The sequence below is a fragment of the Chitinophaga sp. RAB17 genome (assembly GCF_052114225.1).
Lineage (GTDB): Bacteria > Bacteroidota > Bacteroidia > Chitinophagales > Chitinophagaceae > Chitinophaga.
Window position 1 is genome coordinate 333,717 of sequence record NZ_JBFREI010000002.1, and the last position, 23,089, is coordinate 356,805.

Sequence of the window (23,089 nt, forward strand, 5' to 3'; positions counted from 1 at the left end):
TCTTAATTAGAAAATTGATGGATTTTTCAACGTGGAAAAATATTGAATTTGCCTACCCGGTTTTCCTGTGGCTATTGCTGCTGGTACCGGTGCTGATATACTGGTACTTCGCCCGCCGCAAGGGCCGGCAGAGTGTGATGATGATTTCTTCCCTGGAAGGATTAAAAGGATTACCGGTATCCTGGAAGGTGCGTTTCAGGCCATTATTACTGGTGTTGCGCCTGTTGGCGGTCATCGCACTGATTGTGGCGCTGGCCCGTCCGCAAACCTCCAATACCTCTGAAAGCATAGATAGTGAAGGAATCGATATCGTAATGGCTATAGACATCTCCGGTAGTATGTTGGCAGAAGATCTGCAGCCAAACCGTATGGAGGCTGCTAAAAAAGTGGCCACCGACTTTGTGGATAAACGCATCAGCGACCGTATTGGCCTGGTGGTGTTTTCCGGCGAAAGCTTTACGCAATGCCCTATTACCACTGATCATGCAGTATTGAAAAACCAGATCATGCAGGTGAAAAGCGGCATGTTACAGGACGGTACTGCCATTGGTATGGGCCTGGCTACTTCAGTAGACCGCCTGCGCAACAGTCATGCTAAAAGCAAGGTAATCATCCTGCTTACAGATGGGGTGAACAACACCGGCCTGATAGATCCACTCACTGCACTGGATATCGCCAAGGCATTTAAAATCCGGGTATATACCATTGGGGTAGGTACTATCGGCAAAGCGCCGTTTCCTATGCCTATGGCGGATGGTAGCGTGCAAATGGTGATGCAGGACGTGCAGATCGATGAGCCGCTGATGAAAAAGATTTCCAAAGAAACAGGTGGAAAATATTTCCGTGCTACCAATACCAATGATCTGAAAAGCATTTATAATGAAATTGATCAGCTGGAGAAGACCAAGGTAGAAATTACCTCTTACAAACGCTTCGCAGAGCATTTCTTCCTCCTGGCTATGATCGCACTGGGATGTATATTACTGGAAGTAGTACTGCGTTACAGTCTGTTCAAAAGTCTGCCCTAAGAGGCGGAAAGCATAAAGTATAAAGCAAAAAGCTATTGGGGCAAATGTATAAACCGCCTCAATAGCTTTTTGCTTTCCGCTTTATCCGTACCTTTGGTACTCTTATAAAATATCAGAAACTATTGCAAGCAACAGTATATAAATCAACGGGAAGCTGGTATGTGGTAAAAACTACCACAGGTGAAACATTTCAGGCAAGAATGAAAGGTATTTTCAAGAAAGATGAAGATATTACTTCCACCAACCCTATTGCGGTGGGCGATACAGTGGAAATAGTGCCGGACGACAGCGATGCGAATGCCAAAAATGCCATGATAACGGAAATCGGTCCCCGCAAGAATTATATTGTGCGCAGCTCCCCTCATGGGAAAAACAAAAAACATATTGTAGCTGCTAATATGGATCAGGCAATGCTGATCTGTACTGTAAAGGAGCCACGTACCTCACAGGGCTTTATAGACCGCTTCCTGGTAACTGCCGCAGCCTATCACATTCCGGTGATACTGGTGTTCAACAAAAAAGATATTTATAAAGAAAAAGAAACAGAGAAGTATGATGAACTGGAGGAACTATACGGCAGTATTGGTTACCAGGTTTTATTGATCTCTGCTTCCAAAGGCGATAGTGTAGATGAAGTAAGAGCATTGCTGAAAGATAAAACCACCCTGATGGCCGGACATTCCGGTGTAGGGAAATCCTCTCTGATCAATGTACTGATGCCGGGTCTGGACCTCAGAACCAAAGCCGTGAGCGGCTGGAGCGGTAAAGGACTACACACTACTACATCTGCTGAAATGTATGACCTGCCATTTGGTGGATGCCTGATAGATACCCCCGGAGTGAGGGAATTTGGTATTGTAGACATTCCCAAGCCGGAATTATCCCACTATTTTCTGGAAATGCAACCCTATATTACCCAGTGTCAGTTTAACAACTGTTTGCATATCAACGAACCCGGCTGTGCGGTGAAAGTCGCCGTAGAGGAAGGGCATATCGATGTAGACAGGTATGTTAGCTATGCTACCATCCTGGAAACAATACAGGAAGAACAGTACTGATCAGCCTTTCTTTGGTTTACCTAATTCGTCCAGCACTTTTTCAGCGCCCCAGTTACGTCTGGGCTGTGGACAACCTTTCTTTTGAGTACGACAGGCAGCTAACAGGATAACAGCCAGCAATAAGACAATGGAGACGGTTTTACGCATGAGTAATTTTTTAAAATAAACGGCTCATTTGTTTACCCGCCTTGCGGTTACTTTGCTTGATATCTTTCGTGTAGTAATTGGAAGAGGGGCATCCTGTTTTCTGCGATGAACAGCCGGTAAACAGGATGCTGCCCAATATGAGCAGGCACAAAATAGATTTCATAGGAGGGTATTTGCCTGCAATATAACCTTTTTCTGTAACATGAACCGGTTATGGTTCTTTTACTTCTTCTGCCTCCTGATACCAGGATGCGTACATGTTATAGTTCTTGGAAATACGGTTTATTTCTCCCTTAATCAGGGCCATATCAATATCTTTTACTTTTTTGGCAGGCACCCCGGCATAAATAGTACCTGGTTCCACATTGGTGCCGGCGAGTACCACCGCACCAGCAGCAATAATGCTATTGCTGCTGATATGGGCATTATCCATTACAATAGCTCCCATTCCGATCAACACATCATTATCAATTGTACAGCCATGCAGAATGGCATTGTGGCCAATAGACACATTATTACCTACAATGGTTTTTGACTTCTGGTAGGTACAATGGATCACTGCACCATCCTGTACATTCACATTTTCGCCCAGACGTATACTGTTTACATCGCCGCGAACAACTGCATTGAACCATACCGTGCAGCCTTTTCCCATTACTACATCCCCTACTATAGTAGCATTGGGGGCAATGTAACAGTCTTCTGGAATTTGAGGAGTAATTCCCTTTAGTGGAATAATGTGCGCCATAATAATGTGTTTTAATGCTTATTTTACAAATATAACAATTACTAATTAGCAGTTGTTTTCTAACTTCGCAAAGAACAGAGCAGTTAGTGATATGAACAACAGGCAACTTTTTTTGCAGCACGTAGCGCAAACTTCTGATGCTCCTCTGGCATTGGAAATAGTGAAGGCGGAAGGCATGTATATGTGGGATGTAAATGGCAAGCGGTATCTCGACCTCATTGCCGGTATTAGTGTATGCAACGTAGGACATTGCCATCCGGCAGTAGTAAAGGCAATACAGGAACAGGCGCAGCAATATATGCACCTGCTGGTATATGGAGAATTTGTACAATCGCCACAGGTGGCTTTCGCCACACTGCTCACACAACATCTTCCGGAACAGCTGGACTGTGTATATTTCACCAATTCAGGTGCAGAAGCTGTAGAAGGCGCCATGAAGCTGGCTAAACGTTTTACCGGCAGAACAGAAATCGCTGCTTTTAATCGTAGCTACCACGGGTCTACACAGGGCGCCCTTAGTATCCTGGGAGATGAATACTGGCGTAATGCCTACCGGCCTTTGTTGCCAGGCATTCAACACCTGGAGTATAATAATTTTGATTCGCTGGAACTGATTACACATAATACCGCAGCGGTTATTGCAGAAACGGTACAGGCAGAAGGCGGTGTAAATTTACCACAACGGGAATGGCTACACGCACTTCGTGCTAAATGTACTGCCACCGGAGCATTATTGATATTAGATGAAATTCAGTGCGGATTTGGGAGAAATGGTACGCTGTGGGCATTTGAACAATTCGGTATCATACCGGATGTTTTATTACTGGGCAAGGCGTTAGGCGGTGGTATGCCTTTAGGTGCTTTCATCGCCTCCCGCGAAGTTATGTGGACATTAACCAACAACCCCGTGCTGGGCCATATTACTACGTTTGGTGGTCACCCGGTAAATTGTGCTGCTGGGCGTGCAGGCTTCCAGGCCTTACTGGATCTGGATTTGCTGAAAGATGTGAAAGCAAAGGAGCAGTTGTTTCTCCAGCAGCTGAAACACCCTGCTATTAAATCTGTCCGGTCTCTTGGATTGATGATAGCAGTAGAATTTGAAAGCTTCCCTGTCAATAAAAAAATCATTGATTATTGTATCGCAAATGGGATGGTAACCGACTGGTTCCTGTTTGCCGCAGAATGTATGCGCATTGTGCCACCTCTCATTATTACACCAGCGGAAATTGAATGGGCCTGCAAACTGATCTGCGAAGCAGCTGATACGGTCTGATAAATAACCATGGGATTAAAAGGTAGTGATCGTTGCTATTTGAGGATGGATGGACGTGGCGGAAAAGGAGTTTCTATGGAGGAGAAATCGTTGGCGGTATACAACTTCATGAGCAATGCAGATAATATCAGCGGATCTATCCCGTTTTTTTGAGAGGATAAGTTGCTGGAATTGCGCCAGGTCATTGATTTATATACCAGAATGCCTATATCAGGAGAGAAGAAATAACAACTGCCACCATCTTGTATTTCCGTGTTCAGTAATAGTTTGAACACCCGGAAGTGATGATCGTTTAATGTGAACGTAGTATCTCTGTTCAGCGTTAAAAGTTTACTTTTCTCCTCCTTCTCTCTATACGTGAAACGTTGATAACTGCTATCGAATGAAATGACGAAAGTGTATTGGTCATTTTGATAGGTATATTCACTATTGCTGCCCCTGGTGGATTTGCTGACCAGGAAGCTGTCTATGTGCAGGCTTTCTTTGTGAACTTTCAGGAAGATATCCTGTCTTAACGTATTTCTATAAGCACCTATTCTTTCATTCCATGTTTTTATTTGCCGTTCTTTCATTTTTTTCTGAACATAAGAGCAGGAGCTGATCGCAGGTACAGCAAATACTTCATGTATCACGAATTCAGCCGGCTTAAAGATAGGGTAACACTTTTAGCAAATAGCTCTATGGCATCTTTTTCGAGTAAAGACAGGTAGTAATAGTACTTGCCTTGTGCCGTCATTTCATGTAAGTTATTGTTGTATTTAAATCGTCCGCGATAAAACTGGTCGAGGGTCCCGCTGTCAGTTGTCTTTTCAGGATGGATCGTGAAGTTGGTAATGGTTGCCTGATGAAACTCTACAATGATTTTGAAGTCATCATTGGTGAATCTTAATTGTAGCTTTTTATCTGTAGGATCCAACTGTATTTTGATGCATTGAAAATCATTATGCAGATCATAAGGATGGCCATCTATTTCCCCCACCATGATACTTTCAAACAGCGGTGTATGTGTTACATCTTTCATGAGCAAACAATTAAAACTGTAGTTTGAAGCTGCCGAATACGCCGAAACGCTTGTTGGCAGGTTCGCCCGGCGTTACATCCGGTGTTACTCTCCAGATAAAGTCTACCCGCAGGAATTTAAAAATATTTTCTATACCGGTACCCAATTCCAGATAGGGATTGCCCTGTAAGGTTTTGAATGGATAGCCGTTGTTAAGGTTCAGTTGTTTGTTGGACTCAGATAAAGAGCCGATAACGCCTTTCGCTGTCCAGAACTGGCGCCATTTTAATTTTTTGATTAATGGAATGTAACCGAATACACCATTACCGATGGTATGCTCTACGTTGAATCCTACGTATTGATCACTGATGAATTCAAAGCGGTTCATCATGTTAAAGGCGTATTTGTTATAATAGTAAATTTCATTACCAGGGTGCACTTCCAGGGAAGTGTAAGGGACGGTACCAAAAATTTTACCACCAAATACATTATAGTAAATAGATCCGAAAGGTGGCAGTTTAACGTAGTCGGATACACTGAGTGATGCACGCTGGTATTTCTGACCGCTGTTAGCGATGCCAGGTATGCCTGCTGCAAGTTTTAACTCTGCAATTGGATATTTACTACCTAAACTGATACGGTAGTAATTCCCTTCCAGGAATTGCTCATGGAAGGCGTAGCGGAATTTCACTTCTATTTCCATACTGGTCAGCGGATCCCGGTTGTTGGGCTCCTTTGGATAGTATGCAGCTGTGGGTAGTGGTTCGTATGGCCTTACCTGTTTGTGTACCAGGTTTATCTGATGAGAAAAACCGCTGTAGTATTCCTTGAAGAATTCTACCCGTTTTTCATCTACCATCAAAAACTTCTGTGGCACTCCCCCCTTGCGTATGGCCAGGGTGAAAATATTATCTGTCCCTACTTCATCATAATAGTGGGTACCATTATCCAGATCTTTTGTATAGGCTGCATAGATGTAGGTACGTGGATGCCTTTTCAGCAGCCATAAAGCAGACATCTTTCCTTTGTATACGTGATCTTTGAAGCCATAGGCCAGATAGCCATATAAGTAGAGATCTTTATTGAATTTAGGGGTAGTACCCAGGTCCATTCTTAAGCGGAATCCTTCCAGCCTGTTTTGTGAAAACAGGTAATAGTAAGGACCAAACTCAATGGGTCCAACTGGTTTATACCCGGTGGCCAGGAAGCGGATAGTATTGGAATACGTTCTGAACAGCGGCATTTTCTGAAGGGTATCCACCATTTTGTAAATGCCTTCTTCATTTTTGCTGAGGTCTTCCGGACGGTTATCCATCCAGAAAGAGTCTTTCCGGATGCGTGCACTGTCCATTACCACTACAGGTTCGGGATACTTTTTATCACTGAAAATGTTGGTGGCAGCGGTATCGTTTGTGATGACATTATCATAGCTCGTTGTTTTGCGGCCAATAAAATCAAACGTCTTCCCCGGCCTTGGGCTGGGTGCCCAGAAGTCGGCCACAAATTTATCTTTATACAGGAACCAGGAACTATCTTTTAGTTGCCGGAATTCCTGTACCATGCTGATTTTATGAACGAAGTTGATATTGGCATCGCGGGGAACAGATAAGGTTGTTTTCTGAACAGCGTAGGTAGTATCATGTACCCAGAGATCACCGATAAAGGTGTTTTCTCCTTTTCGTTTGGGCGTAAAGTTTAGTTTAATAAACCGTTGTCCGTTGATGTATTGTGTATCTGCAATGGAGTAGTCGTAATAGAAGGCACCGTTATGATGTATCGGGCTTACAAATTGCTTATCGAATACTGGAATGAAGTTATCGTACACGTTTACATTCTGGTACATTCCTCCCAGGAATTTTGTCACGCTCTCATTGTCGATACCAGAGGTACGGGCGGCTTTAATTACTTCTTTTGTCTTGCGGGGGCTCGACTGGAAATAATAATCCGACAATGTTTCGGTGAGGAAAATGGGTAGGAAGGGTTTGTCTTCCGAGGTACTGTCTATGTTATCAAAAATAAACGCGAACGGTTTGGTGAAGCGGTTCCTGCCGAGTTTCTCTTTATTGAGATTCTTCATGTCCAGCTCCAGTTTATTATACACCTCGTATTTATAATTATCGAGGCGGTTATAATTGTTCTCCGGTTTATGTTTAATAATTTGTTTGAGCAGAATCAGGGCCCAGTTTACGTTGGCTTTTATTTCATATGTTTTCAGTGAAACATCTGAGCGGGTGACTTCAAAATTGATCGTCTGTTCTTTCAGGTCTTTATGTACGGGGAGTTTCAGGATGTTATATCCCATTACCCTTACCAGCAATGAATCTGATGGGATAACATTTAGTTCGAACAGGTATTTACCTTCCGCGTTGCTAACCATACCGGTTTGGGTATGTACGAACTGAAGAGTGGCGAAGGGGATGATTTCCTGTGAGTGCGCGTCCCTGACCACTCCACTAACCTTGTACTGCTGCGCCATCAAACCCGAACACCAAACGCTTACGCCGATGATTATTGCTAATATTCTTTTCCAGCCAACCATATCTGACAACAATATTATATTATTTATCTCTATTCTACGCAGACGGTATCCTTTAGGTAACGCAGTTATAACAAAAAATTATATTTTAAGATTCAAATATTTCTATTAGCTTTGTAATGCAAAGTACTTTTCTGTATGACAGACCAACAACATCTGCAAGCATTAACTGACATTAAGCGCCTCATGGAACGGAGCAGCCGTTTCATTTCGCTGAGTGGCTTAAGTGGAATATCTGCCGGCATCAGCGGGCTGATTGGAGCGTTTATAGCACATAACTGGCTGGTAGCATATTATACCAGGTGGGAAAGCACTGGAGCCTACAATGATGCAGATTACAGGATATTAAAGTATCGCTTAATCGCTCTGGGATTGGCTGTAATGGCAGCAGCGCTGGCGGGAGGAACTTTTTTTACCTGGCGTAAGGCGAGGCAGAATAATTTGCCGATCTGGGATTTAACCGCGCGGAAAGTGCTGATTAACACGGCTATTCCTTTGGCAGCAGGTGGTGCTTTTATTGCGGGACTGTTATATAATCACCTGGAAGGGCTGGTAGCCCCTACCTGCCTGGTATTTTATGGGTTAGCCATTATAAATGCCAGCAAATATACCCTGCCCGATGTGAAGTACCTGGGTATATGTGAAACGATCCTCGGTATACTTAATCTTTTCTATTTGCGTAAAGGCCTTTATTTTTGGGCAGTAGGTTTTGGTCTGTTACACATCATTTACGGTGCATTGATGTGGTGGAAATATGAACGGAAAAGGACTATTTAATCAATAGCATGAACCCGATAGGTAATTTAAACAAGATATTCGAGAGCCGTATACGCCTGGGCGTGATGAGTATATTGATGGTGAACGAGGAAGTTAATTTCAATGACCTCAAGCAAATGCTGGAAGTAACAGACGGTAATCTGGCTTCTCACCTCAATACATTGGAAGAAAATGGCTATCTGAAAGTGCATAAGGGCTTTATTGGCCGCAAAACCAATACGACCTATGCTATTACCGCTGCTGGTGAGAAGGCCTTTAAAGGGCATCTTGCGGCCCTGGAGCACATGATAAAATTCACTAAATAAATTTTTTTTGCCTTTTTACTTTGAAATACAAAGTGCTTTTTAAAAAATAAAAACATGGAACCTTCAACTAATGAACCACTTTCTTTCTTTGACCGGTACGCCTACGCCCTTAAAGCAGGCATTATTGTAATACTGATACTGGTATTGCTGATACCTGCCAACATGATTCAAAACCTCATATGGGAGCGCCGCGACAGACAGGAGGAAGCTTCCAAAGAAGTCAGCAGCCGCTGGGGAAATGAACAGAACATCACAGGTCCGGTGCTGGCCATTCCCTATAAATCCACTTCGGGAAACGCAGCCAGTTATGTTTACCTGTTACCGGAAAATCTTAAAATCAACGGGGAACTCTTACCAGAAAAATTACAAAGAGGTATTTTCAATGTCGCAGTGTACAACGCCAAACTGCAACTGAGTGGCGCTTTTAACAGAGACGCAATAGCATCTCTAAACATCTCTCCTTCCGCCTTAGATTGGGAACATGCGTCATTACTCATTGGCATCAGCGATCTCCACGGCATTGATAACCAGGTACAAATGATGTGGAATGGTAAGAACTACCTTTTTAACCCGGGTGTGGTCAGCAGTGATCTGTTTAACAGCGGTATTCAGTCACCGTTGGCCATCATACCAGGAGACACCAGCGCATTGAGTGGCAATTTCTCCTTGGAGCTGGGCGTAAAAGGCTCCGGCAGGATTAGCTTCTCCCCCATTGGCAAAACCACTACCGTAGCCATCAACTCCAGCTGGCCCAACCCCAGCTTTGATGAGGCCTTTCCTCCTAAAACCAGGCGGGTAGACGATAAAGGCTTTGCCGCTTCCTGGCAGGTACAGCACCTGAACCGCAGCTATCCCCAAAGCTGGGAAGGAAAAAAATTTAATATCCACTCGGCCGACTTCGGTATCAAATTATTTATGCCTGCTGAAAGCCACCAGATGTCTATGCGTGCCGTGAAATACGCCATCATGATCATCGGACTTACCTTCTTTGTATTTTATTTTATTGAATTATCACAGCGCCGCGCCCTTCATCCAATACAGTATGCCCTGATCGGGTTAGCCCTTTGTATTTTTTATACCCTGCTCATATCTATTTCAGAACAAATTAACTTTATTATGGCTTACATTATTGCCAGTGTACTCACGATAGGTCTGATTATTGCATATACGGCTGCTGCCTTTAAAAGCATCCGTATCGCTGCAGGCATAGGAGCCACACTTACACTGATTTACGGATTTATTTATGTAATCATCAGTGCTGAAGACCAGGCACTGCTGATGGGAAGCTTAGGACTCTTTATTATCCTGGCCCTGATCATGTACTTCAGTACCACCATCAAATGGGATAAGTTAGGACATAAAAACACCACTATTACTCAATAAAAACGAACATGGGAAATTCTTATATCAGCAAACGGTTAGCCAGCTTCGGATACGCATTCAATGGCATTGGCGCCTTCCTGCGCAGTGAGCCGCATGCACGTATCCACGCAATCGCTACCCTCGTTGTAGTGGCCGCCGGTTGCTGGTATAAAATAGCAACGCCGGAATGGATTTGGATCATCCTGGCAACAGCATTGGTTTGGACAACGGAAATGCTGAATACGGTCGTTGAAAAAATAATGGATCACCTTTCACCACAACTACATCCCAAAGTAAAATTCATCAAAGATGTAGCTGCGGGCGCAGTGCTAATAGCCGCTATAGCAGCAGCTATTATCGGGGCTGTCATATTTATTCCCTATATGTTTAAAACCATCTAACATCATAACCATATGCAATTGAAAAGAACCATCCGTTTAGTACAACACCGTATCAGCCGCTCCCGGCCTCAATATACACTGTATGCCTCTGTCCTGTTCAGTCTGGCGTTGCTCTTATGTCGTGTCATCCATACCGGCAGTAACCTGCGTGTTTCCCTGATATGGAACCTTTTCCTGGCTTATGTGCCTTTTGCCATTACCCGCTGGATGGAGAAGCATCCGGAGCAGATAAAGAACCGTTACAACTGGTACGGTTGCTTTATTTGCTGGCTGCTGTTTATTCCCAATGCGCCTTATATACTTACAGATCTCTTCCACCTCTTTGACGGAGGAGTGCCTCTATGGTTTGATCTGTTTGTAATTTTTTCCTTCGCCTGGAATGGTATGATGCTGGGATATATTTCTATTCGCAGTATGGAAAATATGTGGAGCCAACGGCATTCCCGCTGGCCGGCCTGGTTATTCACTTTCCCCGTGATGTTCCTTTGTGGAATGGGCGTTTATATTGGCAGATTCTTAAGATATAACAGCTGGGATATTGTGAAAGATCCGCTTACCCTGCTGGGTGATATGAGAGATATCGTGTTGCATCCCTGGGAAAACCGCAGTGCCTGGGCTTTTACAATATGCATGGGCGTCTTCCTGAGCCTGATGTATCCATTGGTAAAGAAACAACATAGCTGATCAGTATTTCATAAAAAGGAAAAGGGAGAACATGTTCTGTTCTCCCTTTTCTATTAATAGATAAAAATCCGCGTTTAGAAATCTACTCCCATTCCAAAGTACCATATCGGGCTGCCTCTGAAAAATGCCACTGCAGGCCAGCCTGCATCTGCACGGAGGAAGTAGCCGGCAATAGTGGTACGGGCACCGAAGCCATACCCACCTACAAACGGACCAAGGAATCCTTCTTTAATACGGGTAGTGATGCCAGAAGTAGGATTGGTATAATTGGTATAATTAGCATCTTTAAAGCTCAGCTTTTTGTTCCATGCAGTACCGATGTCAATAAAGGAGGTTACCTGGAAATTACGCAGGAAAGCAGAGTTGATAGGCTTATCTATAAATGTGGCGAATACCGGCAAACGGAGCTCTGTATTTAATACCATTGCATTGTTACCATTCCTCGCATTTTGTTTGTAACCACGCAGATTTTCAGTCAAAGTCTGGAAAGCATAGTTCACACTCATATCTACCGGGTTATTGGTATTGATCTGTGGATTTAACCAGTTATCTACACCACCCAGGTAATACAGCAGCTTACGTGTTCCCCACGACATATCCATGGCGAAGCGGGTAGCCCAGATGAAGTTGCGGTAAATCTTTTCATAGTGACGGATATCTATCCCCATGTTATAGGTAAACCTGCCCTGAGCAGCGGCAGAAGTAGCCGGGTTGAACAGCTCATTCAAACCATTATTGGTTAACTGCGCGTTGGTTTCTCCATAAATTTTATAGCGGGTACCATTCCATATATTAATAGCCGGGTTAATGGTATTGTCATACACATATTCCAGGCGCATTAATGCATACGTTTCTTTGCGATCTTTAAATAACAAAGGTGGTTTATCAGTAGCCTGTACTACTAGCTTATCGGTACGTATGCCTGCCGATAAACGAATGCTTCTTACCTGGTCAAACGGATAACGTATTTCTCCCTGGTAAATATTGGTAATAAACTTAGTAGGTCCGGAAGCGGTAAGGTTGCCGGTTGAATCATAAAAGTTTAATGCGGAGTTCTTATCCACTTTACGGTAGTACGTAAACTTATAGTCAAACCGCTTTTTCAGATAACTGGCGTTGAAGAAATATTCAGATCCTTGCAGGGAAGACGGAATACGGAAGCCACCATTGAATTTCAGGTCTTCAAACAGATCACTTACCCCAATCTTGATTAATCCGTTCACAGGATCCGTGAGGCGTATAGGGGCCTGCGGCTGACCGGTGAAAGGCTGGTATTTGTTAATCAGTACAGAGTTATCCAATTGCAGGATCAGGTAATCAGAAGCAAACTTGTATTTGTATGGGAACAGCTTAGACTTCTTCAGTATTTGTTCGTCCTCTCTTTTCTTCTCGAACAGTGCAGGGCCTTTAGCCTCACCAGTAGCGGTGCTGTCGGCCGGTTCATTGCCAAATTCATTCTGGAAGAAGTTAGTATGTGTAGTGGTGTCTTTTAATGGCGCCTGATAAGTGGGCAGTCCCAAACGGAGACTATCGTTATGCATCTGTGCGCGTCTGAAGTTGGTAGCACGGGCGGTGATGTTTCTTTTCTTCAGTACCACCGTATCTACTTTCAGCTTCATCAGGCGTTTGATATCGGCATATTGTACCACTTCAGATACTTCTCCCTTTTCACCGGTAATCCGGGATTCCTGTATACCATAGGGGTAGTTGGAAATAGGGAAAGTATAGGTAGAATCTTTAGTGAGCGCCACTGCTTCAATAGAATCCGGCGCTGTGGCGCCATAGGCCGCCAGTGCGGAGTCCAGTTCTTCCGGTTCAGGGTTATGCAAAATTTCCGAACCTACATAAAACAGGGAATCCACGCCATCGGCCTGGGATTTAAAGAACCCGGCATAACGGTTACGGATACCGTTGGCATCGGATACAAAGGTGAAGTGGGTAGTGTTGTACTGCATCGGCAGTTTGGCGTTACCATACTGGAGATCAGTTAACTGGGTGATCTGCTTTTCAGAGCTCTTGTTCCAGTTGTCTACCATAAAAATATTGAAAGGCCTGTTCATCAGCGAAGTATCTGTACCTCTTCCTTTGGGCGAAGGCCTGTTGGAAGAATAGAGAATACCGCTTTTGCCGGGGAATGCAGCAAAGGAAGGATCCAGGTCATCATATACGTCATTGGTGATCTGGTCTGTTTTGGAATTGCTGATATTATAAGTGAAAATATCGGTGTGGCCATTTTTTACGGCAGACAGTAACAGGGTATTTTCCTGTACCGGCATGTATTTAAAGTCGATTACCCGGTCGAACTGATTCAGTTCCTGCCGTATAGTCGTACGGGTAATCAGGTCATAGATCATCAGTTTGGTTTTGCCTTCATGCTCATATACCACGGCGAGACGGTTACCTTTAGTATTCCAGGCCAGCTGCGGATAGTTAGGATCTACCTGGTTGGCCAGTTGCATTACGCCGCTACGCAGCAGTACCTTGGGTTTGTTCCATCCCAGCTGTATCTGCACACGGTATACGCCTTTTTTAAACTCCACTACTGCATAAGAGTTATTCTTAGGGTTTGGATTGAAACGATAGTATTCTGACTTGGGAGTTATTTCCTGGGCTACAATAGTGCGGCCTTTGGCGGATGTTTTTCTCCTGCGGTTATCTTCCTGGAATCGTTTCTGATAAAATACGAAGAAATCTTTAGTTGCTTTTTTAGGAGTTTGGTTCAATACCTGTTCAAATCCTTTTTTCAGTCCGCGGTTAATACGGGTAATGTACATGAGGTACGGCACGGCATCTTTGCCATACTTACTTTCCACATAATACCAGAAAGCCTGACCTGCCAGGAAGGTATGATCATAGGCCAGTGCATTAAAGTTGCTGTATTTGCCGGACATAAGGATCAGTTTCAGTTCCTCATCCTGTTCGGCGGTCCAGTTTTCGGCAGCATATCCTATAAACCCATCTGTAAACCATTTAGGGAAATCTATAAGGGCGGCGTTACCGGCAAATTCGCCGATATCTTCCCCAAAAAGCAATGTTTCCAGCATAATACGGGCAATACCCTGTCTTATCTGCCGGCGGAGGTGCTCATGGTTGCCATCAAAGTAAACGATCATCTTGTTCCCTACCAGCTTTGTTACTCCCCCTGTATTCTGCCACTCTACGCCAATACCGATATTGGACTGCTTCATTTCCCCGAAGGAGTTGTAAACCACAATATTAATGCGCTGTCTGGGGTTGCTCTCCATGAACTGTTCCAGCTGAGGTAATTCCTTTTCGGCTACCTGGGCGGCATATTTACCAAGTTCAAGTCCATTCTGGCTGAAATAGGTATTAAAATGACGGCTTTGATAGTATCTCCACTTAAAGTTCTTGAACTGCACTCGATTTTGGCCGAATTCTACTGTATTGGTCTGGGCTTGCGATACTATCGTTCCAAGTAATAGGGTACCGTGGAATAATAACCGGGTAATAAATCTGTTCATACAGAAAGTATTGATAATATTGTGATCTGTTTTAAAATTAGCCTAAAAAAATCGGGTAACAATGATTGAAATACAACAATTCACTTTTGGTCCATTACAAGAAAACACCTTCCTGCTTATTAACGGTAAAAAGGAATGTATAATTATAGACCCGGGATGTTATTTTCAGGACGAAAGAAAAGAATTATTACAATATATACAAACACACGGGTTAAATGTTATAAGATTATTGAATACGCACTGTCACTTTGATCATATTTTTGGTAATAAACTCGTATCAGATACGTATAAAGTGCGTCCGGAGTTTCATGAGCTGGAACAGCCGGTACTGGATAATTCCCAGAGAGCCGCTGCCATGTACAATATTCCCTTTGAGCCTTCTCCTATGGCTGGCCGATACCTGCTCGAAGGCGAAACCATTCCCTTTGGAACGGATGAACTAACGGTATTGCTTACACCGGGGCATTCTCCTGGCAGCGTATCTTTCTACTGTGCAGGCCAGCACTTCGTGATTGGAGGCGATGTATTGTTCTACCAGAGCATTGGCCGTACCGACCTGCCAGGAGGCAACCACAGCACCCTGTTGCAAAGTATCCGGGAAAAACTGTTTGTCCTGCCAGACGAGGTAAGGGTATTCCCTGGCCACGGACCTTCCACCACGGTTGGTTTTGAAAAGAAGCACAACCCGTTTCTAATCTAAACTGGCCACCCCCTAATAGCTAAAGGGACCGCTAACAGCAGTCGCTAAAAGCCAACCGCTAAAGTCTAATAGCTAAAAGCTAACTGCTAACCGCTACTTCGCTATATACTTGCCGATTACCGGCAACCGGGCAAACTCCTTCTTCTCCATACGGAAAATAAACCAGGCATAGGCTGCAAAGAAAGCTGTTGCTACTGCGAGGGGAAGGGGTTTGAGCGCGTAGATATCTTTAGGTGACAGCACCAGCCCGTTCAGCCAGTTAAACACATAGTAGATACCTACAGCCAATCCTACGTAGGTAATGAGTTTAGGGAGATGATAGGGAATCGGATAGTACTTTTGCCCCCAGACGTAGCACACTACCATCTGAATAAAGTAACAAACCATGGTAGCCAGTGCGGCGCCATAATAGCCCATCACCGGAATCCACCAATAATTCAGCAGGAAAGCAAGAATGGCCGTCAGTATGGTAATCACTGCCCCGGTTTTGGTGCGGTCAGTGAGTTTGAACCAGATGGTAAGGTTATAATAGATCCCCAGGAACATATTGGCCAGCAATAAAACAGGCACAATCCGCATCCCCTGGTAGTAGAAAGGCACCCGGAGGAAGGCTTTCCAGATATTCAGGTAAAGACTTACAAACAGGAACATAAAGCAGAGCATGATCACAAACAGCTTCATGATACGGGCGTACATTTTCCTGGGATCGCCGCTCTCTGCCTGCTTAAAGAAAAAGGGCTCCGCTCCTAACCGGAATGCCTGTATGAACATAGTGATCAGGATGGCCAGTTTGTAATTGGCACTATATAGGGCAATTACTTCTTTTTTAGCTTCCATATTATTCCCCGGCAGGAACTGAGGTAAAAACCAGGCCCTGTCAAAGGTTTCGTTTACCATGCCCGCCATACCTACTATAATCAGTGGCAAGGCGTAGTGCATCATCTGCTTCCACAGCCGGGCATCAAACTTCCATTGAATTTTGCGGATCTGTGGAAGGAAAAGTACCAGGGTAATGGCACTGCCCAGCATATTACTGAGATAGATATATCCCGTCTGGTCGCTGCTGCTTTGTACATCCGGCACCCAGTGGTGGCCTGTAGCGTATAGTTTAGGGCAGATGACCAGGAAAAAAATATTGAAGAAAATAGTGGTAACGATTCCGGCTATACGAATAGCCGCGTACCTCACGGGACGGTCTTCCAGCCGCAACTGGGCAAATGGAATGGCTGTGAGCGCATCAAACGCCATCAGCATCACCACATAGGTATAATAGGTAGGGTGACCATTTAGCCCCGCCAGTTCCCCTGCATAGGAATTTATGACCGAAGACTTCAACAGCAATAATAAGATGGTGATACTGATGGTCGACAGCAGCAGGGATATGGTGGTGGTTCCCAGCACATTCGCTTTGTTTTCCTTTTTGGCAAAACGGAAAAAAGCCGTTTCCATACCATAAGTCAGCACAATATTGGCAAAAGGTATATAGGCATAAACGTTAGACATCTCCCCGAAGGATGCACGGGTTAAAATCGTCAGATAAAAAGGGGTAAGAAAATAATTGAGCAGTTTGCTCACTATATTACTTAACCCATAATACATCGTTTGTCCTGCCAGTTTCTTGATACTCAATTCCCAGATATTTTGGTGCAAAATACGAATTACGGATTATGTATGCCAGATTAATGGGTGCATCCAACGAGTGGAACACCCCGCGGCCAGCTACTCAAATCCGCCCCTGCGCTGTTGTTTCTTATCCGATAACCGTTTTTTTGACTCAATTCTTTTCTCCCTGGCTGCTTTGGATGGCCGGGTGGGTACCCGCTTTTTACGGGGGATCAGCGCTTTGCTGATCATGTCATTCATTTTGGAGATTACCTCCTGCTTGTTGCCCAATTGGGTACGTTCTGTTTGGGATTTCACCTGAAGCAGACCATCCGCGTTGATGCGGTTAGACAATTTCTCCATCAGCACGGTTTTCTGTTCCGGGGTTAACAGGGCAGAAGCCATTATATCAAAATAGCCTTCTACCATGGTTTCCACCTTATTCACGTTTTGTCCTCCGCTACCACCGCTGCGGGCAGTGCGAAACGTGATTTCAGTGGTCACATTGATATTCATGTATATTTAATTTTTAATATAAAAAAGCATTAAAGAAGGGCAATTTATTAAAACTGCAGCGAATATGCCCTTTTCTTTGTGCTTTCAGGCTTTACAGGCTAATGGAAACGTATTTCCTTACACCTATAAAGTATAGGGAATCAGGAATATCCCTGATGAATCCTGTTTCACCGGAACGGGGTTGTCATTCAGCAGGAGGCCATATACTGATGATCCGCAGCAGCCAGACGTCTTCGTCAAAAAAGTCATTTTATCCAACGTAAACTTTCCAGGTCTGCCCACACGTAATGATTGAGGAGTTCTCACATAAAAAAACAGAACTGCCTTATTTTTTGGGGTATCTATCCACTGTCTTACCTGCATAAGCGTGTCGGGCATCTGAATTTTGATGCTGTCTAGCGGTATGCGGGCATCAGGGCCATACACCAGATCATGTCCAGTGCCGGGGTCTACCAGTTTAAACCCAAACATCAGCTGTGCCGGGGAGTCACACATAATACCATCGCAGGGAGTATCCTTTTTTGAACTTTTACAGGCGGAAAATAAAATGAATCCAATAAATAAAACGTAACAGAGACGGGTCATGGAAGAATGATTTTGGTGAAGTTTAAACGTGAGGCAGGGGAGAAAAGTTACAGATTTAACCGATTTGCTTTAATTTCCCACCCATAAAAAATGGAGCCATGAGGGTAGTTATACAACGCGTTAGTTCCGCATCAGTAACGGTAGATGGAGCTATCACCGGACAAATTCAGCAGGGATTGCTGGTGCTGCTGGGCATAGAAGATACAGATACTACAGATGATATTCAGTGGCTGAGCACTAAAATCGTGAATCTCCGGATTTTCAATGATGACGATGGCGTGATGAACGTGTCCGTGAAAGATATTCACGGTGATATATTGCTGGTGAGCCAGTTTACCTTGCACGCTTCCACAAAGAAAGGTAACCGGCCTTCGTATATCCGTGCCAGTAAGCCCGATGTTGCGATCCCCTTGTATGAGAAAATGATTCTTCAGCTGGAGCAGGATTTAGGGACTACTATTCAAAGAGGTGTTTTTGGGGCAGATATGAAAGTGGCGTTGTTAAATGATGGCCCTGTCACCATTATTATCGATTCTCACCACAGGGAATAAAGACGACAGCAATGCAGTCAATCCGTTATCTTTAATAAATAAAAACTAATCCATGACCATTCAGGAAGCCCAGGAAAAAATTGATAGCTGGATAAACACTACGGGAGTGCGTTATTTCAGTGAATTGACCAATATGGCCATACTCACAGAAGAAGTAGGAGAAGTAGCCCGTGTGATGGCCCGCAAATATGGTGATCAGTCATCGAAAGAAAGTGATAATAAAAAACTGCTGGCAGATGAACTGGCTGATGTGATGTGGGTATTGCTCTGCATCGCTAATCAAACGGGTATTGATATGACGGTAGCGTTGGAAAAGAACTTTGAAAAGAAAAATATCCGCGATGCACAGCGGCATCATAATAACCCTAAATTAAAATCCTAATGCAGCCTGCACGCTTTTTGTGTGCTGCTTATAAAACAATGCTATGCAAAAACAGGGAAAGCTAAAAAAGATCTGGCAGGTACTGAAACAATCCGGAAGCGAATTCATGGAAGATAAAGTACTGAAGCTGAGTGCTGCATTGGCTTATTATACTATATTCTCCGTTGCCCCTATGTTGATCATCATCATTTTTTTCTGTGATTTGTTTCTTGGTAAAGATGCCGTAGAAGGTAATATTTACGGACAAATCAGCGGCCTGGTAGGTAGTAATGCCGCTTTGCAGATCCAGGATATGATTAAGAATGCTTCCCTTTCCGGCGATATGAACTGGGCTACCATAGTGGGTTTTGTTACACTCATCATTGGTGCCACCGGGGTATTTGCGGAAATACAGGACTCTATTAACCACATCTGGCGGCTGAAATCCAAACCCAAAAAGAATGGCCTGTTACGCATGATCCTCAACAGGCTCCTCTCCTTTTCCCTGGTGGTGAGTCTGGGCTTTATACTGCTGGTATCCCTGGCTATCAACGGATTGGTTGAATTATTCTCCACGCTGGTGGTGAGCTTGTTGCCGGGAAAGATAACTTCCGGAATCCTGTTTTCCCTGGCGGATTTTGTAGTGCCCTTCCTGGTGATTGCTACGCTTTTTGCTATCATCTTTAAGGTACTGCCAGATGCCCGTATCAAATGGAAAGATGTACGGGTAGGTGCCATTGCTACAGCCATTCTTTTTATGCTCGGTAAATTTGCGATAGGATACTATCTCGGAGCCAGCAAAGTAAGCTCTACTTATGGCGCCGCTGGTTCTATTGTGATAATACTTCTTTGGGTATACTATTCCGCAGCCATCCTGTACTTTGGGGCTGTATTTACCCGGGTATATGTACAGCATTCCGGGGCACAGATTTACCCCAACGAATATGCCGTTTGGATCAAACAAATAGAGGTTCCGCATGAGCCGGAAGTGGTCCAGGAAGGATAGCCTATCTGTTGGTCATTAGGTTACAAATATTTTAATAATCGCATACGTATTTTCAAAATAGGCATTTATCTTTGCGCCACTATGTCTACAGATCAGAATAAATTCCAGGCGATCATATCGCATTGTAAAGAATATGGTTTTGTTTTTCAGTCCAGCGAAATTTACGATGGGCTCAGTGCCGTATATGATTACGGTCAGTAYGGGGCTGAACTGAAGAAAAACATCAAGGATTATTGGTGGAAAAGCATGACCCAATTGCACGAAGATATCGTGGGGATCGATGCCGCCATCTTCATGCATCCTACTACCTGGAAGGCATCCGGACACGTGGATAATTTCAGCGACCCGATGATTGATAACAAGGATAGCAAAAAACGCTACCGTGTAGATCATCTCATTGAAGGGCACGCAGAAACATTATCCAAAGAAGCTGGCGATGCACTCCTGGCACAAATGGATGAACTGCTGAAGGAAAACGACTTCGCAGGGCTGAAAACATTAATAGAAACCAATAAAATAAAATGTAGTGTTAGCGGTACCGTTAACTGGACAGAAGTACGTCAGTTTAACCTGATGTTCTCCACCCAGCTGGGTAGCGTTACAGATGAAGCGAGCGAAATATACCTGCGTCCTGAAACGGCACAGGGTATCTTCGTCAACTTCCTGAACGTACAAAAAACCGGCAGGATGAAAGTGCCTTTCGGTATTGCACAAATTGGTAAAGCTTTCAGAAATGAAATCGTAGCCCGCCAGTTTATTTTCCGTATGCGCGAATTTGAGCAAATGGAAATGCAATTCTTTGTACGCCCTGGCACACAACAGGAATGGTATGAAAAATGGAAAGCAGAACGTATGCAATGGCACCTGAGCCTGGGTATTGACCCTGCTAAATACCATTTCAAAGACCACATAAAATTGGCGCACTACGCTGATGCCGCCGTGGATATTGAATATGAATTCCCATTCGGTTTCAAAGAAGTGGAAGGTATTCACTCCCGTGGTGATTTTGACCTGAAACAACACCAGGAATACAGCAAGAAAAAAATTCAGTACTTCGATACAGAAATCAATCAGAACTACGTGCCTTACGTGATAGAAACTTCTATTGGTCTGGATCGTATGTTCCTGCTTACTATCTGTAATGCTTACGCAGAAGAAGATCTGAGCACTGCAGATAAACAGGATAGCCGTGTAGTATTACGTTTACCTGCTAAATTGGCGCCGATTAAACTCGCTGTTTTTCCGCTCACTAAAAAAGATGGTTTGCCGGAGCTGGCGAGAGAATTGATGAATGATTGTAAACCTGCTTTCCATTGCTTCTATGAAGAAAAAGATGCGATCGGAAAACGTTACCGCCGCCAGGATGCCATTGGTACTCCTTTCTGCGTAACCATTGATCATCAGACCAAAGAAGATGGTACTGTAACCATCCGTCACCGCGATAGCATGGAGCAGGAACGTATCCCGCTGTCAGAAGTGAAAGCACTGGTTTTAAGCAAAATTCTCTAGTACCATTTCCCGGTAACTTATAGTGGCTATGACCGTTATATAAGTATAAGCAAGCACCTTTATGCCTGTACGAAATTATATAACTGTCATAGCCCTTTTTATATGTTGTTTGTCAGTTACCGCGCAAACGCAGCCCCCAGCGGAGGCCACCAACATCTCCGTAAAGAAAGCACCACACCCCTACAGTCAGACAATATTGTTAAGCGGTGCTGGTCCTGCCTGCGGCATATCCCTGAATTATGATATCCGGTTCAACGGTACCTATAAAGGACTCGGCGCCAGAATTGGTTTCGGATATGTACCGGAGTATTCGGAAGAACGGCAATCGTGGAGAACGCATATTACCTATAAGAGAATATATAAAGCCAAAACTACGCTGCCATTCGGCCTTAATTACGTGCTGGCCCCCTCTCCCAAACACATGATAGAATTCGGTGCAGGACTTACGTACATGTCCGGCGATTCTTTATGGTACGATGAGGTTACCACCGGTTACACCTGGATAGGCTGGATGTCCATGCACTATCGCCGTACTATTGGAAAGCACCTGCTCATGAGAGTCGGACTCGCAGCGATGGTCGCAAACAACTATGTTGCACCGTTTCCAACACCGGAGTGGGGAATGGGATTCAGGTTTTAGCGGTTATCCGTATAATTCCTGGTGTATATCATGCCGGTCATAGCCAAGTGCCTGTATCCGGTGCTTTGCCTCGTCAATCATGGCTTTCCAGCCACAAAGGAAAAAGTGGGCCGGACGTTTGTCGTTCTGCAACAGCTCTTCGTATACACTATGTACATATCCTTTTTTACCGGTCCAGTTTTCCTCACGTGATAAAGTTGGGATGTAGTTGAAGTTGGGAAGAGATGCCGACAGTTGCTCCATCTCGGCCGCATATAGCAGATCATGCTGATAACGAACGCCGAAAATAAGGTGAATAGGTGCATGCGGTATCCCATGCAACTGAATGTAATGTGCCATCGAACGGAATGGAGCTATTCCTGTACCCGTACAGATCAGGAATAATTCCCTGTCTAACGGTTCCGGGAGTACGAAAATTCCCTGCGGTCCTCTCAGCAACAGTTCACTCCCTACTTTTATTTCATTGAACAGGTAGGTGCTGCCTAATCCGCCTTCGAGGAGTACAATTACCAGCTCAAACACATTGCTGCCGTCAGGATGAGAGGCAATGGAATAACTACGCCAGCGTTTGTTTTTTTTCTCATGAATAGGCAGATCCAGGGTTACGAACTGCCCCGGCTTAAAGTCAAACCGATCCATGTCCGGTACCTGTATCCAAAAGCGGCGGGTGTTGTGGGTTTCATCCACCAACTTTGTGACGATGCCTGTGTGCCATAGGTCCAACATGGAAAATGAGTTTTGGTCTCACTGAATATACTGAAAATTCGGGATTTTGTTATTTGGATATTTCCTTATTTGATTATTCCCCGGCCAGCTAC

At 44.3% G+C, this 23,089-nt stretch carries 25 protein-coding genes; 14 read left to right on the forward strand and 11 right to left on the reverse strand.

What is annotated here, in order from left to right; all coding sequences use genetic code 11:
• The first annotated feature begins 17 nt into the window (after positions 1 to 17).
• Positions 18 to 1,028, forward strand: coding sequence for a vWA domain-containing protein (locus AB4Z08_RS07345; protein WP_441573081.1), 1,011 nt, complete (start codon positions 18 to 20; stop codon positions 1,026 to 1,028).
• A 122-nt stretch (positions 1,029 to 1,150) separates the two neighbouring features.
• Positions 1,151 to 2,086 carry a ribosome small subunit-dependent GTPase A gene (gene rsgA / locus AB4Z08_RS07350; RefSeq protein ID WP_441573082.1) on the forward strand — a complete coding sequence of 312 codons (936 nt, stop codon included), beginning with the start codon at positions 1,151 to 1,153 and terminating at the stop codon, positions 2,084 to 2,086.
• Here rsgA and AB4Z08_RS07355 read toward each other — a convergent pair whose 3' ends face one another.
• Genes AB4Z08_RS07355 through AB4Z08_RS07365 form a run of 3 tightly spaced genes read right to left on the reverse strand, consistent with a single transcriptional unit; the run spans position 2,087 to position 2,981 of the window.
• Complete coding sequence (locus AB4Z08_RS07355) at positions 2,087 to 2,233, reverse strand: hypothetical protein (RefSeq protein ID WP_441573083.1); 147 nt, start codon at positions 2,231 to 2,233, stop codon at positions 2,087 to 2,089.
• Between the two features lie 10 nt (positions 2,234 to 2,243).
• Complete coding sequence (locus AB4Z08_RS07360; protein ID WP_441573084.1) at positions 2,244 to 2,396, reverse strand: hypothetical protein; 153 nt, start codon at positions 2,394 to 2,396, stop codon at positions 2,244 to 2,246.
• 48 nt (positions 2,397 to 2,444) lie between these two features.
• On the reverse strand, positions 2,445 to 2,981 hold the full coding sequence (locus AB4Z08_RS07365) for a gamma carbonic anhydrase family protein (RefSeq protein ID WP_441573085.1): 537 nt from the start codon (positions 2,979 to 2,981) through the stop codon (positions 2,445 to 2,447).
• Between the two features lie 91 nt (positions 2,982 to 3,072).
• Between AB4Z08_RS07365 and AB4Z08_RS07370 the strand changes: the two genes are divergently transcribed.
• Positions 3,073 to 4,254 (forward strand): aspartate aminotransferase family protein, encoded by a 1,182-nt coding sequence (locus AB4Z08_RS07370; RefSeq protein ID WP_441573086.1) that lies wholly within the window; start codon positions 3,073 to 3,075, stop codon positions 4,252 to 4,254.
• A 35-nt stretch (positions 4,255 to 4,289) separates the two neighbouring features.
• Here AB4Z08_RS07370 and AB4Z08_RS07375 read toward each other — a convergent pair whose 3' ends face one another.
• Genes AB4Z08_RS07375 through AB4Z08_RS07385 form a run of 3 tightly spaced genes read right to left on the reverse strand, consistent with a single transcriptional unit; the run spans position 4,290 to position 7,805 of the window.
• Positions 4,290 to 4,826: a hypothetical protein gene (locus AB4Z08_RS07375; RefSeq protein ID WP_441573087.1), complete on the reverse strand. Its 537-nt coding sequence runs from the start codon at positions 4,824 to 4,826 to the stop codon at positions 4,290 to 4,292.
• Between the two features lie 56 nt (positions 4,827 to 4,882).
• On the reverse strand, positions 4,883 to 5,275 hold the full coding sequence (locus AB4Z08_RS07380) for a hypothetical protein (protein WP_441573088.1): 393 nt from the start codon (positions 5,273 to 5,275) through the stop codon (positions 4,883 to 4,885).
• 10 nt (positions 5,276 to 5,285) lie between these two features.
• Positions 5,286 to 7,805 (reverse strand): DUF5686 family protein, encoded by a 2,520-nt coding sequence (locus AB4Z08_RS07385; RefSeq protein ID WP_441573089.1) that lies wholly within the window; start codon positions 7,803 to 7,805, stop codon positions 5,286 to 5,288.
• Between the two features lie 123 nt (positions 7,806 to 7,928).
• Between AB4Z08_RS07385 and AB4Z08_RS07390 the strand changes: the two genes are divergently transcribed.
• Genes AB4Z08_RS07390 through AB4Z08_RS07410 form a run of 5 tightly spaced genes read left to right on the forward strand, consistent with a single transcriptional unit; the run spans position 7,929 to position 11,319 of the window.
• The gene (locus tag AB4Z08_RS07390) at positions 7,929 to 8,567 is read left to right on the forward strand and encodes a hypothetical protein (RefSeq protein WP_441573090.1); all 639 of its coding nucleotides are present in this window, start codon (positions 7,929 to 7,931) and stop codon (positions 8,565 to 8,567) included.
• Between the two features lie 8 nt (positions 8,568 to 8,575).
• The gene (locus AB4Z08_RS07395) at positions 8,576 to 8,872 is read left to right on the forward strand and encodes a winged helix-turn-helix domain-containing protein (protein ID WP_133806897.1); all 297 of its coding nucleotides are present in this window, start codon (positions 8,576 to 8,578) and stop codon (positions 8,870 to 8,872) included.
• A 54-nt stretch (positions 8,873 to 8,926) separates the two neighbouring features.
• Positions 8,927 to 10,255, forward strand: coding sequence for a cell envelope integrity protein CreD (gene creD, locus AB4Z08_RS07400; RefSeq protein WP_441573091.1), 1,329 nt, complete (start codon positions 8,927 to 8,929; stop codon positions 10,253 to 10,255).
• 8 nt (positions 10,256 to 10,263) lie between these two features.
• On the forward strand, positions 10,264 to 10,635 hold the full coding sequence (locus tag AB4Z08_RS07405; protein ID WP_441573092.1) for a diacylglycerol kinase family protein: 372 nt from the start codon (positions 10,264 to 10,266) through the stop codon (positions 10,633 to 10,635).
• A gap of 12 nt (positions 10,636 to 10,647) precedes the next feature.
• Positions 10,648 to 11,319 carry a DUF1361 domain-containing protein gene (locus AB4Z08_RS07410; RefSeq protein WP_441573093.1) on the forward strand — a complete coding sequence of 224 codons (672 nt, stop codon included), beginning with the start codon at positions 10,648 to 10,650 and terminating at the stop codon, positions 11,317 to 11,319.
• Between the two features lie 74 nt (positions 11,320 to 11,393).
• On the opposite strand, the gene AB4Z08_RS07415 is transcribed toward AB4Z08_RS07410, so the two are convergent.
• Positions 11,394 to 14,801: a hypothetical protein gene (locus tag AB4Z08_RS07415; protein ID WP_441573094.1), complete on the reverse strand. Its 3,408-nt coding sequence runs from the start codon at positions 14,799 to 14,801 to the stop codon at positions 11,394 to 11,396.
• 61 nt (positions 14,802 to 14,862) lie between these two features.
• Between AB4Z08_RS07415 and AB4Z08_RS07420 the strand changes: the two genes are divergently transcribed.
• Positions 14,863 to 15,501 (forward strand): MBL fold metallo-hydrolase, encoded by a 639-nt coding sequence (locus AB4Z08_RS07420; RefSeq protein ID WP_441573095.1) that lies wholly within the window; start codon positions 14,863 to 14,865, stop codon positions 15,499 to 15,501.
• A gap of 93 nt (positions 15,502 to 15,594) precedes the next feature.
• Here AB4Z08_RS07420 and AB4Z08_RS07425 read toward each other — a convergent pair whose 3' ends face one another.
• From AB4Z08_RS07425 to AB4Z08_RS07435, 3 genes are all read right to left on the reverse strand, one after another.
• Positions 15,595 to 17,130: an oligosaccharide flippase family protein gene (locus AB4Z08_RS07425; protein ID WP_441573096.1), complete on the reverse strand. Its 1,536-nt coding sequence runs from the start codon at positions 17,128 to 17,130 to the stop codon at positions 15,595 to 15,597.
• A gap of 90 nt (positions 17,131 to 17,220) precedes the next feature.
• A complete protein-coding gene (gene arfB / locus AB4Z08_RS07430) occupies positions 17,221 to 17,619 on the reverse strand; it encodes an alternative ribosome rescue aminoacyl-tRNA hydrolase ArfB (RefSeq protein ID WP_441573097.1) in 399 nt (132 codons plus the stop codon).
• Between the two features lie 123 nt (positions 17,620 to 17,742).
• A complete protein-coding gene (locus tag AB4Z08_RS07435; RefSeq protein WP_441573098.1) occupies positions 17,743 to 18,204 on the reverse strand; it encodes a hypothetical protein in 462 nt (153 codons plus the stop codon).
• Positions 18,205 to 18,302: 98 nt separating this feature from the next.
• Here AB4Z08_RS07435 and dtd point away from each other — a divergent pair, with 98 nt between their 5' ends.
• The 5 genes from dtd to AB4Z08_RS07460 all read left to right on the forward strand — a co-directional run bounded on the left by dtd (position 18,303) and on the right by AB4Z08_RS07460 (position 22,271).
• Positions 18,303 to 18,755, forward strand: coding sequence for a D-aminoacyl-tRNA deacylase (dtd, locus tag AB4Z08_RS07440; RefSeq protein ID WP_441573099.1), 453 nt, complete (start codon positions 18,303 to 18,305; stop codon positions 18,753 to 18,755).
• Between the two features lie 52 nt (positions 18,756 to 18,807).
• Positions 18,808 to 19,137 (forward strand): nucleotide pyrophosphohydrolase, encoded by a 330-nt coding sequence (locus tag AB4Z08_RS07445; RefSeq protein WP_441573100.1) that lies wholly within the window; start codon positions 18,808 to 18,810, stop codon positions 19,135 to 19,137.
• A 43-nt stretch (positions 19,138 to 19,180) separates the two neighbouring features.
• Positions 19,181 to 20,122, forward strand: a complete 942-nt coding sequence (locus AB4Z08_RS07450) for a YihY/virulence factor BrkB family protein (RefSeq protein ID WP_441573101.1) — start codon at positions 19,181 to 19,183, stop codon at positions 20,120 to 20,122.
• 81 nt (positions 20,123 to 20,203) lie between these two features.
• Positions 20,204 to 21,631 (forward strand): glycine--tRNA ligase, encoded by a 1,428-nt coding sequence (locus tag AB4Z08_RS07455; RefSeq protein ID WP_441573102.1) that lies wholly within the window; start codon positions 20,204 to 20,206, stop codon positions 21,629 to 21,631.
• 109 nt (positions 21,632 to 21,740) lie between these two features.
• On the forward strand, positions 21,741 to 22,271 hold the full coding sequence (locus AB4Z08_RS07460) for a hypothetical protein (RefSeq protein ID WP_441573103.1): 531 nt from the start codon (positions 21,741 to 21,743) through the stop codon (positions 22,269 to 22,271).
• Between the two features lie 3 nt (positions 22,272 to 22,274).
• On the opposite strand, the gene AB4Z08_RS07465 is transcribed toward AB4Z08_RS07460, so the two are convergent.
• Entirely contained in the window at positions 22,275 to 22,997 is a 723-nt protein-coding gene (locus AB4Z08_RS07465) for a ferredoxin--NADP reductase (protein WP_441573104.1), read from the reverse strand.
• Positions 22,998 to 23,089: the final 92 nt, after the last annotated feature.

Bases quoted from the DNA above. Each gene is read 5' to 3' on its own strand.
- AB4Z08_RS07345 (WP_441573081.1), top strand. From the start codon at position 18: ATGGATTTTTCAACGTGGAAAAATATTGAATTTGCCTACCCGGTTTTC.
- AB4Z08_RS07355 (WP_441573083.1), bottom strand. From the start codon at position 2,233: ATGCGTAAAACCGTCTCCATTGTCTTATTGCTGGCTGTTATCCTGTTA.
- AB4Z08_RS07360 (WP_441573084.1), bottom strand. From the start codon at position 2,396: ATGAAATCTATTTTGTGCCTGCTCATATTGGGCAGCATCCTGTTTACC.
- AB4Z08_RS07365 (WP_441573085.1), bottom strand. From the start codon at position 2,981: ATGGCGCACATTATTCCACTAAAGGGAATTACTCCTCAAATTCCAGAA.
- AB4Z08_RS07370 (WP_441573086.1), top strand. From the start codon at position 3,073: ATGAACAACAGGCAACTTTTTTTGCAGCACGTAGCGCAAACTTCTGAT.
- AB4Z08_RS07375 (WP_441573087.1), bottom strand. From the start codon at position 4,826: ATGAAAGAACGGCAAATAAAAACATGGAATGAAAGAATAGGTGCTTAT.
- AB4Z08_RS07380 (WP_441573088.1), bottom strand. From the start codon at position 5,275: ATGAAAGATGTAACACATACACCGCTGTTTGAAAGTATCATGGTGGGG.
- AB4Z08_RS07390 (WP_441573090.1), top strand. From the start codon at position 7,929: ATGACAGACCAACAACATCTGCAAGCATTAACTGACATTAAGCGCCTC.
- AB4Z08_RS07395 (WP_133806897.1), top strand. From the start codon at position 8,576: ATGAACCCGATAGGTAATTTAAACAAGATATTCGAGAGCCGTATACGC.
- creD (WP_441573091.1), top strand. From the start codon at position 8,927: ATGGAACCTTCAACTAATGAACCACTTTCTTTCTTTGACCGGTACGCC.
- AB4Z08_RS07405 (WP_441573092.1), top strand. From the start codon at position 10,264: ATGGGAAATTCTTATATCAGCAAACGGTTAGCCAGCTTCGGATACGCA.
- AB4Z08_RS07410 (WP_441573093.1), top strand. From the start codon at position 10,648: ATGCAATTGAAAAGAACCATCCGTTTAGTACAACACCGTATCAGCCGC.
- AB4Z08_RS07415 (WP_441573094.1), bottom strand. From the start codon at position 14,801: ATGAACAGATTTATTACCCGGTTATTATTCCACGGTACCCTATTACTT.
- AB4Z08_RS07420 (WP_441573095.1), top strand. From the start codon at position 14,863: ATGATTGAAATACAACAATTCACTTTTGGTCCATTACAAGAAAACACC.
- arfB (WP_441573097.1), bottom strand. From the start codon at position 17,619: ATGAATATCAATGTGACCACTGAAATCACGTTTCGCACTGCCCGCAGC.
- AB4Z08_RS07435 (WP_441573098.1), bottom strand. From the start codon at position 18,204: ATGACCCGTCTCTGTTACGTTTTATTTATTGGATTCATTTTATTTTCC.
- dtd (WP_441573099.1), top strand. From the start codon at position 18,303: ATGAGGGTAGTTATACAACGCGTTAGTTCCGCATCAGTAACGGTAGAT.
- AB4Z08_RS07445 (WP_441573100.1), top strand. From the start codon at position 18,808: ATGACCATTCAGGAAGCCCAGGAAAAAATTGATAGCTGGATAAACACT.
- AB4Z08_RS07450 (WP_441573101.1), top strand. From the start codon at position 19,181: ATGCAAAAACAGGGAAAGCTAAAAAAGATCTGGCAGGTACTGAAACAA.
- AB4Z08_RS07465 (WP_441573104.1), bottom strand. From the start codon at position 22,997: ATGTTGGACCTATGGCACACAGGCATCGTCACAAAGTTGGTGGATGAA.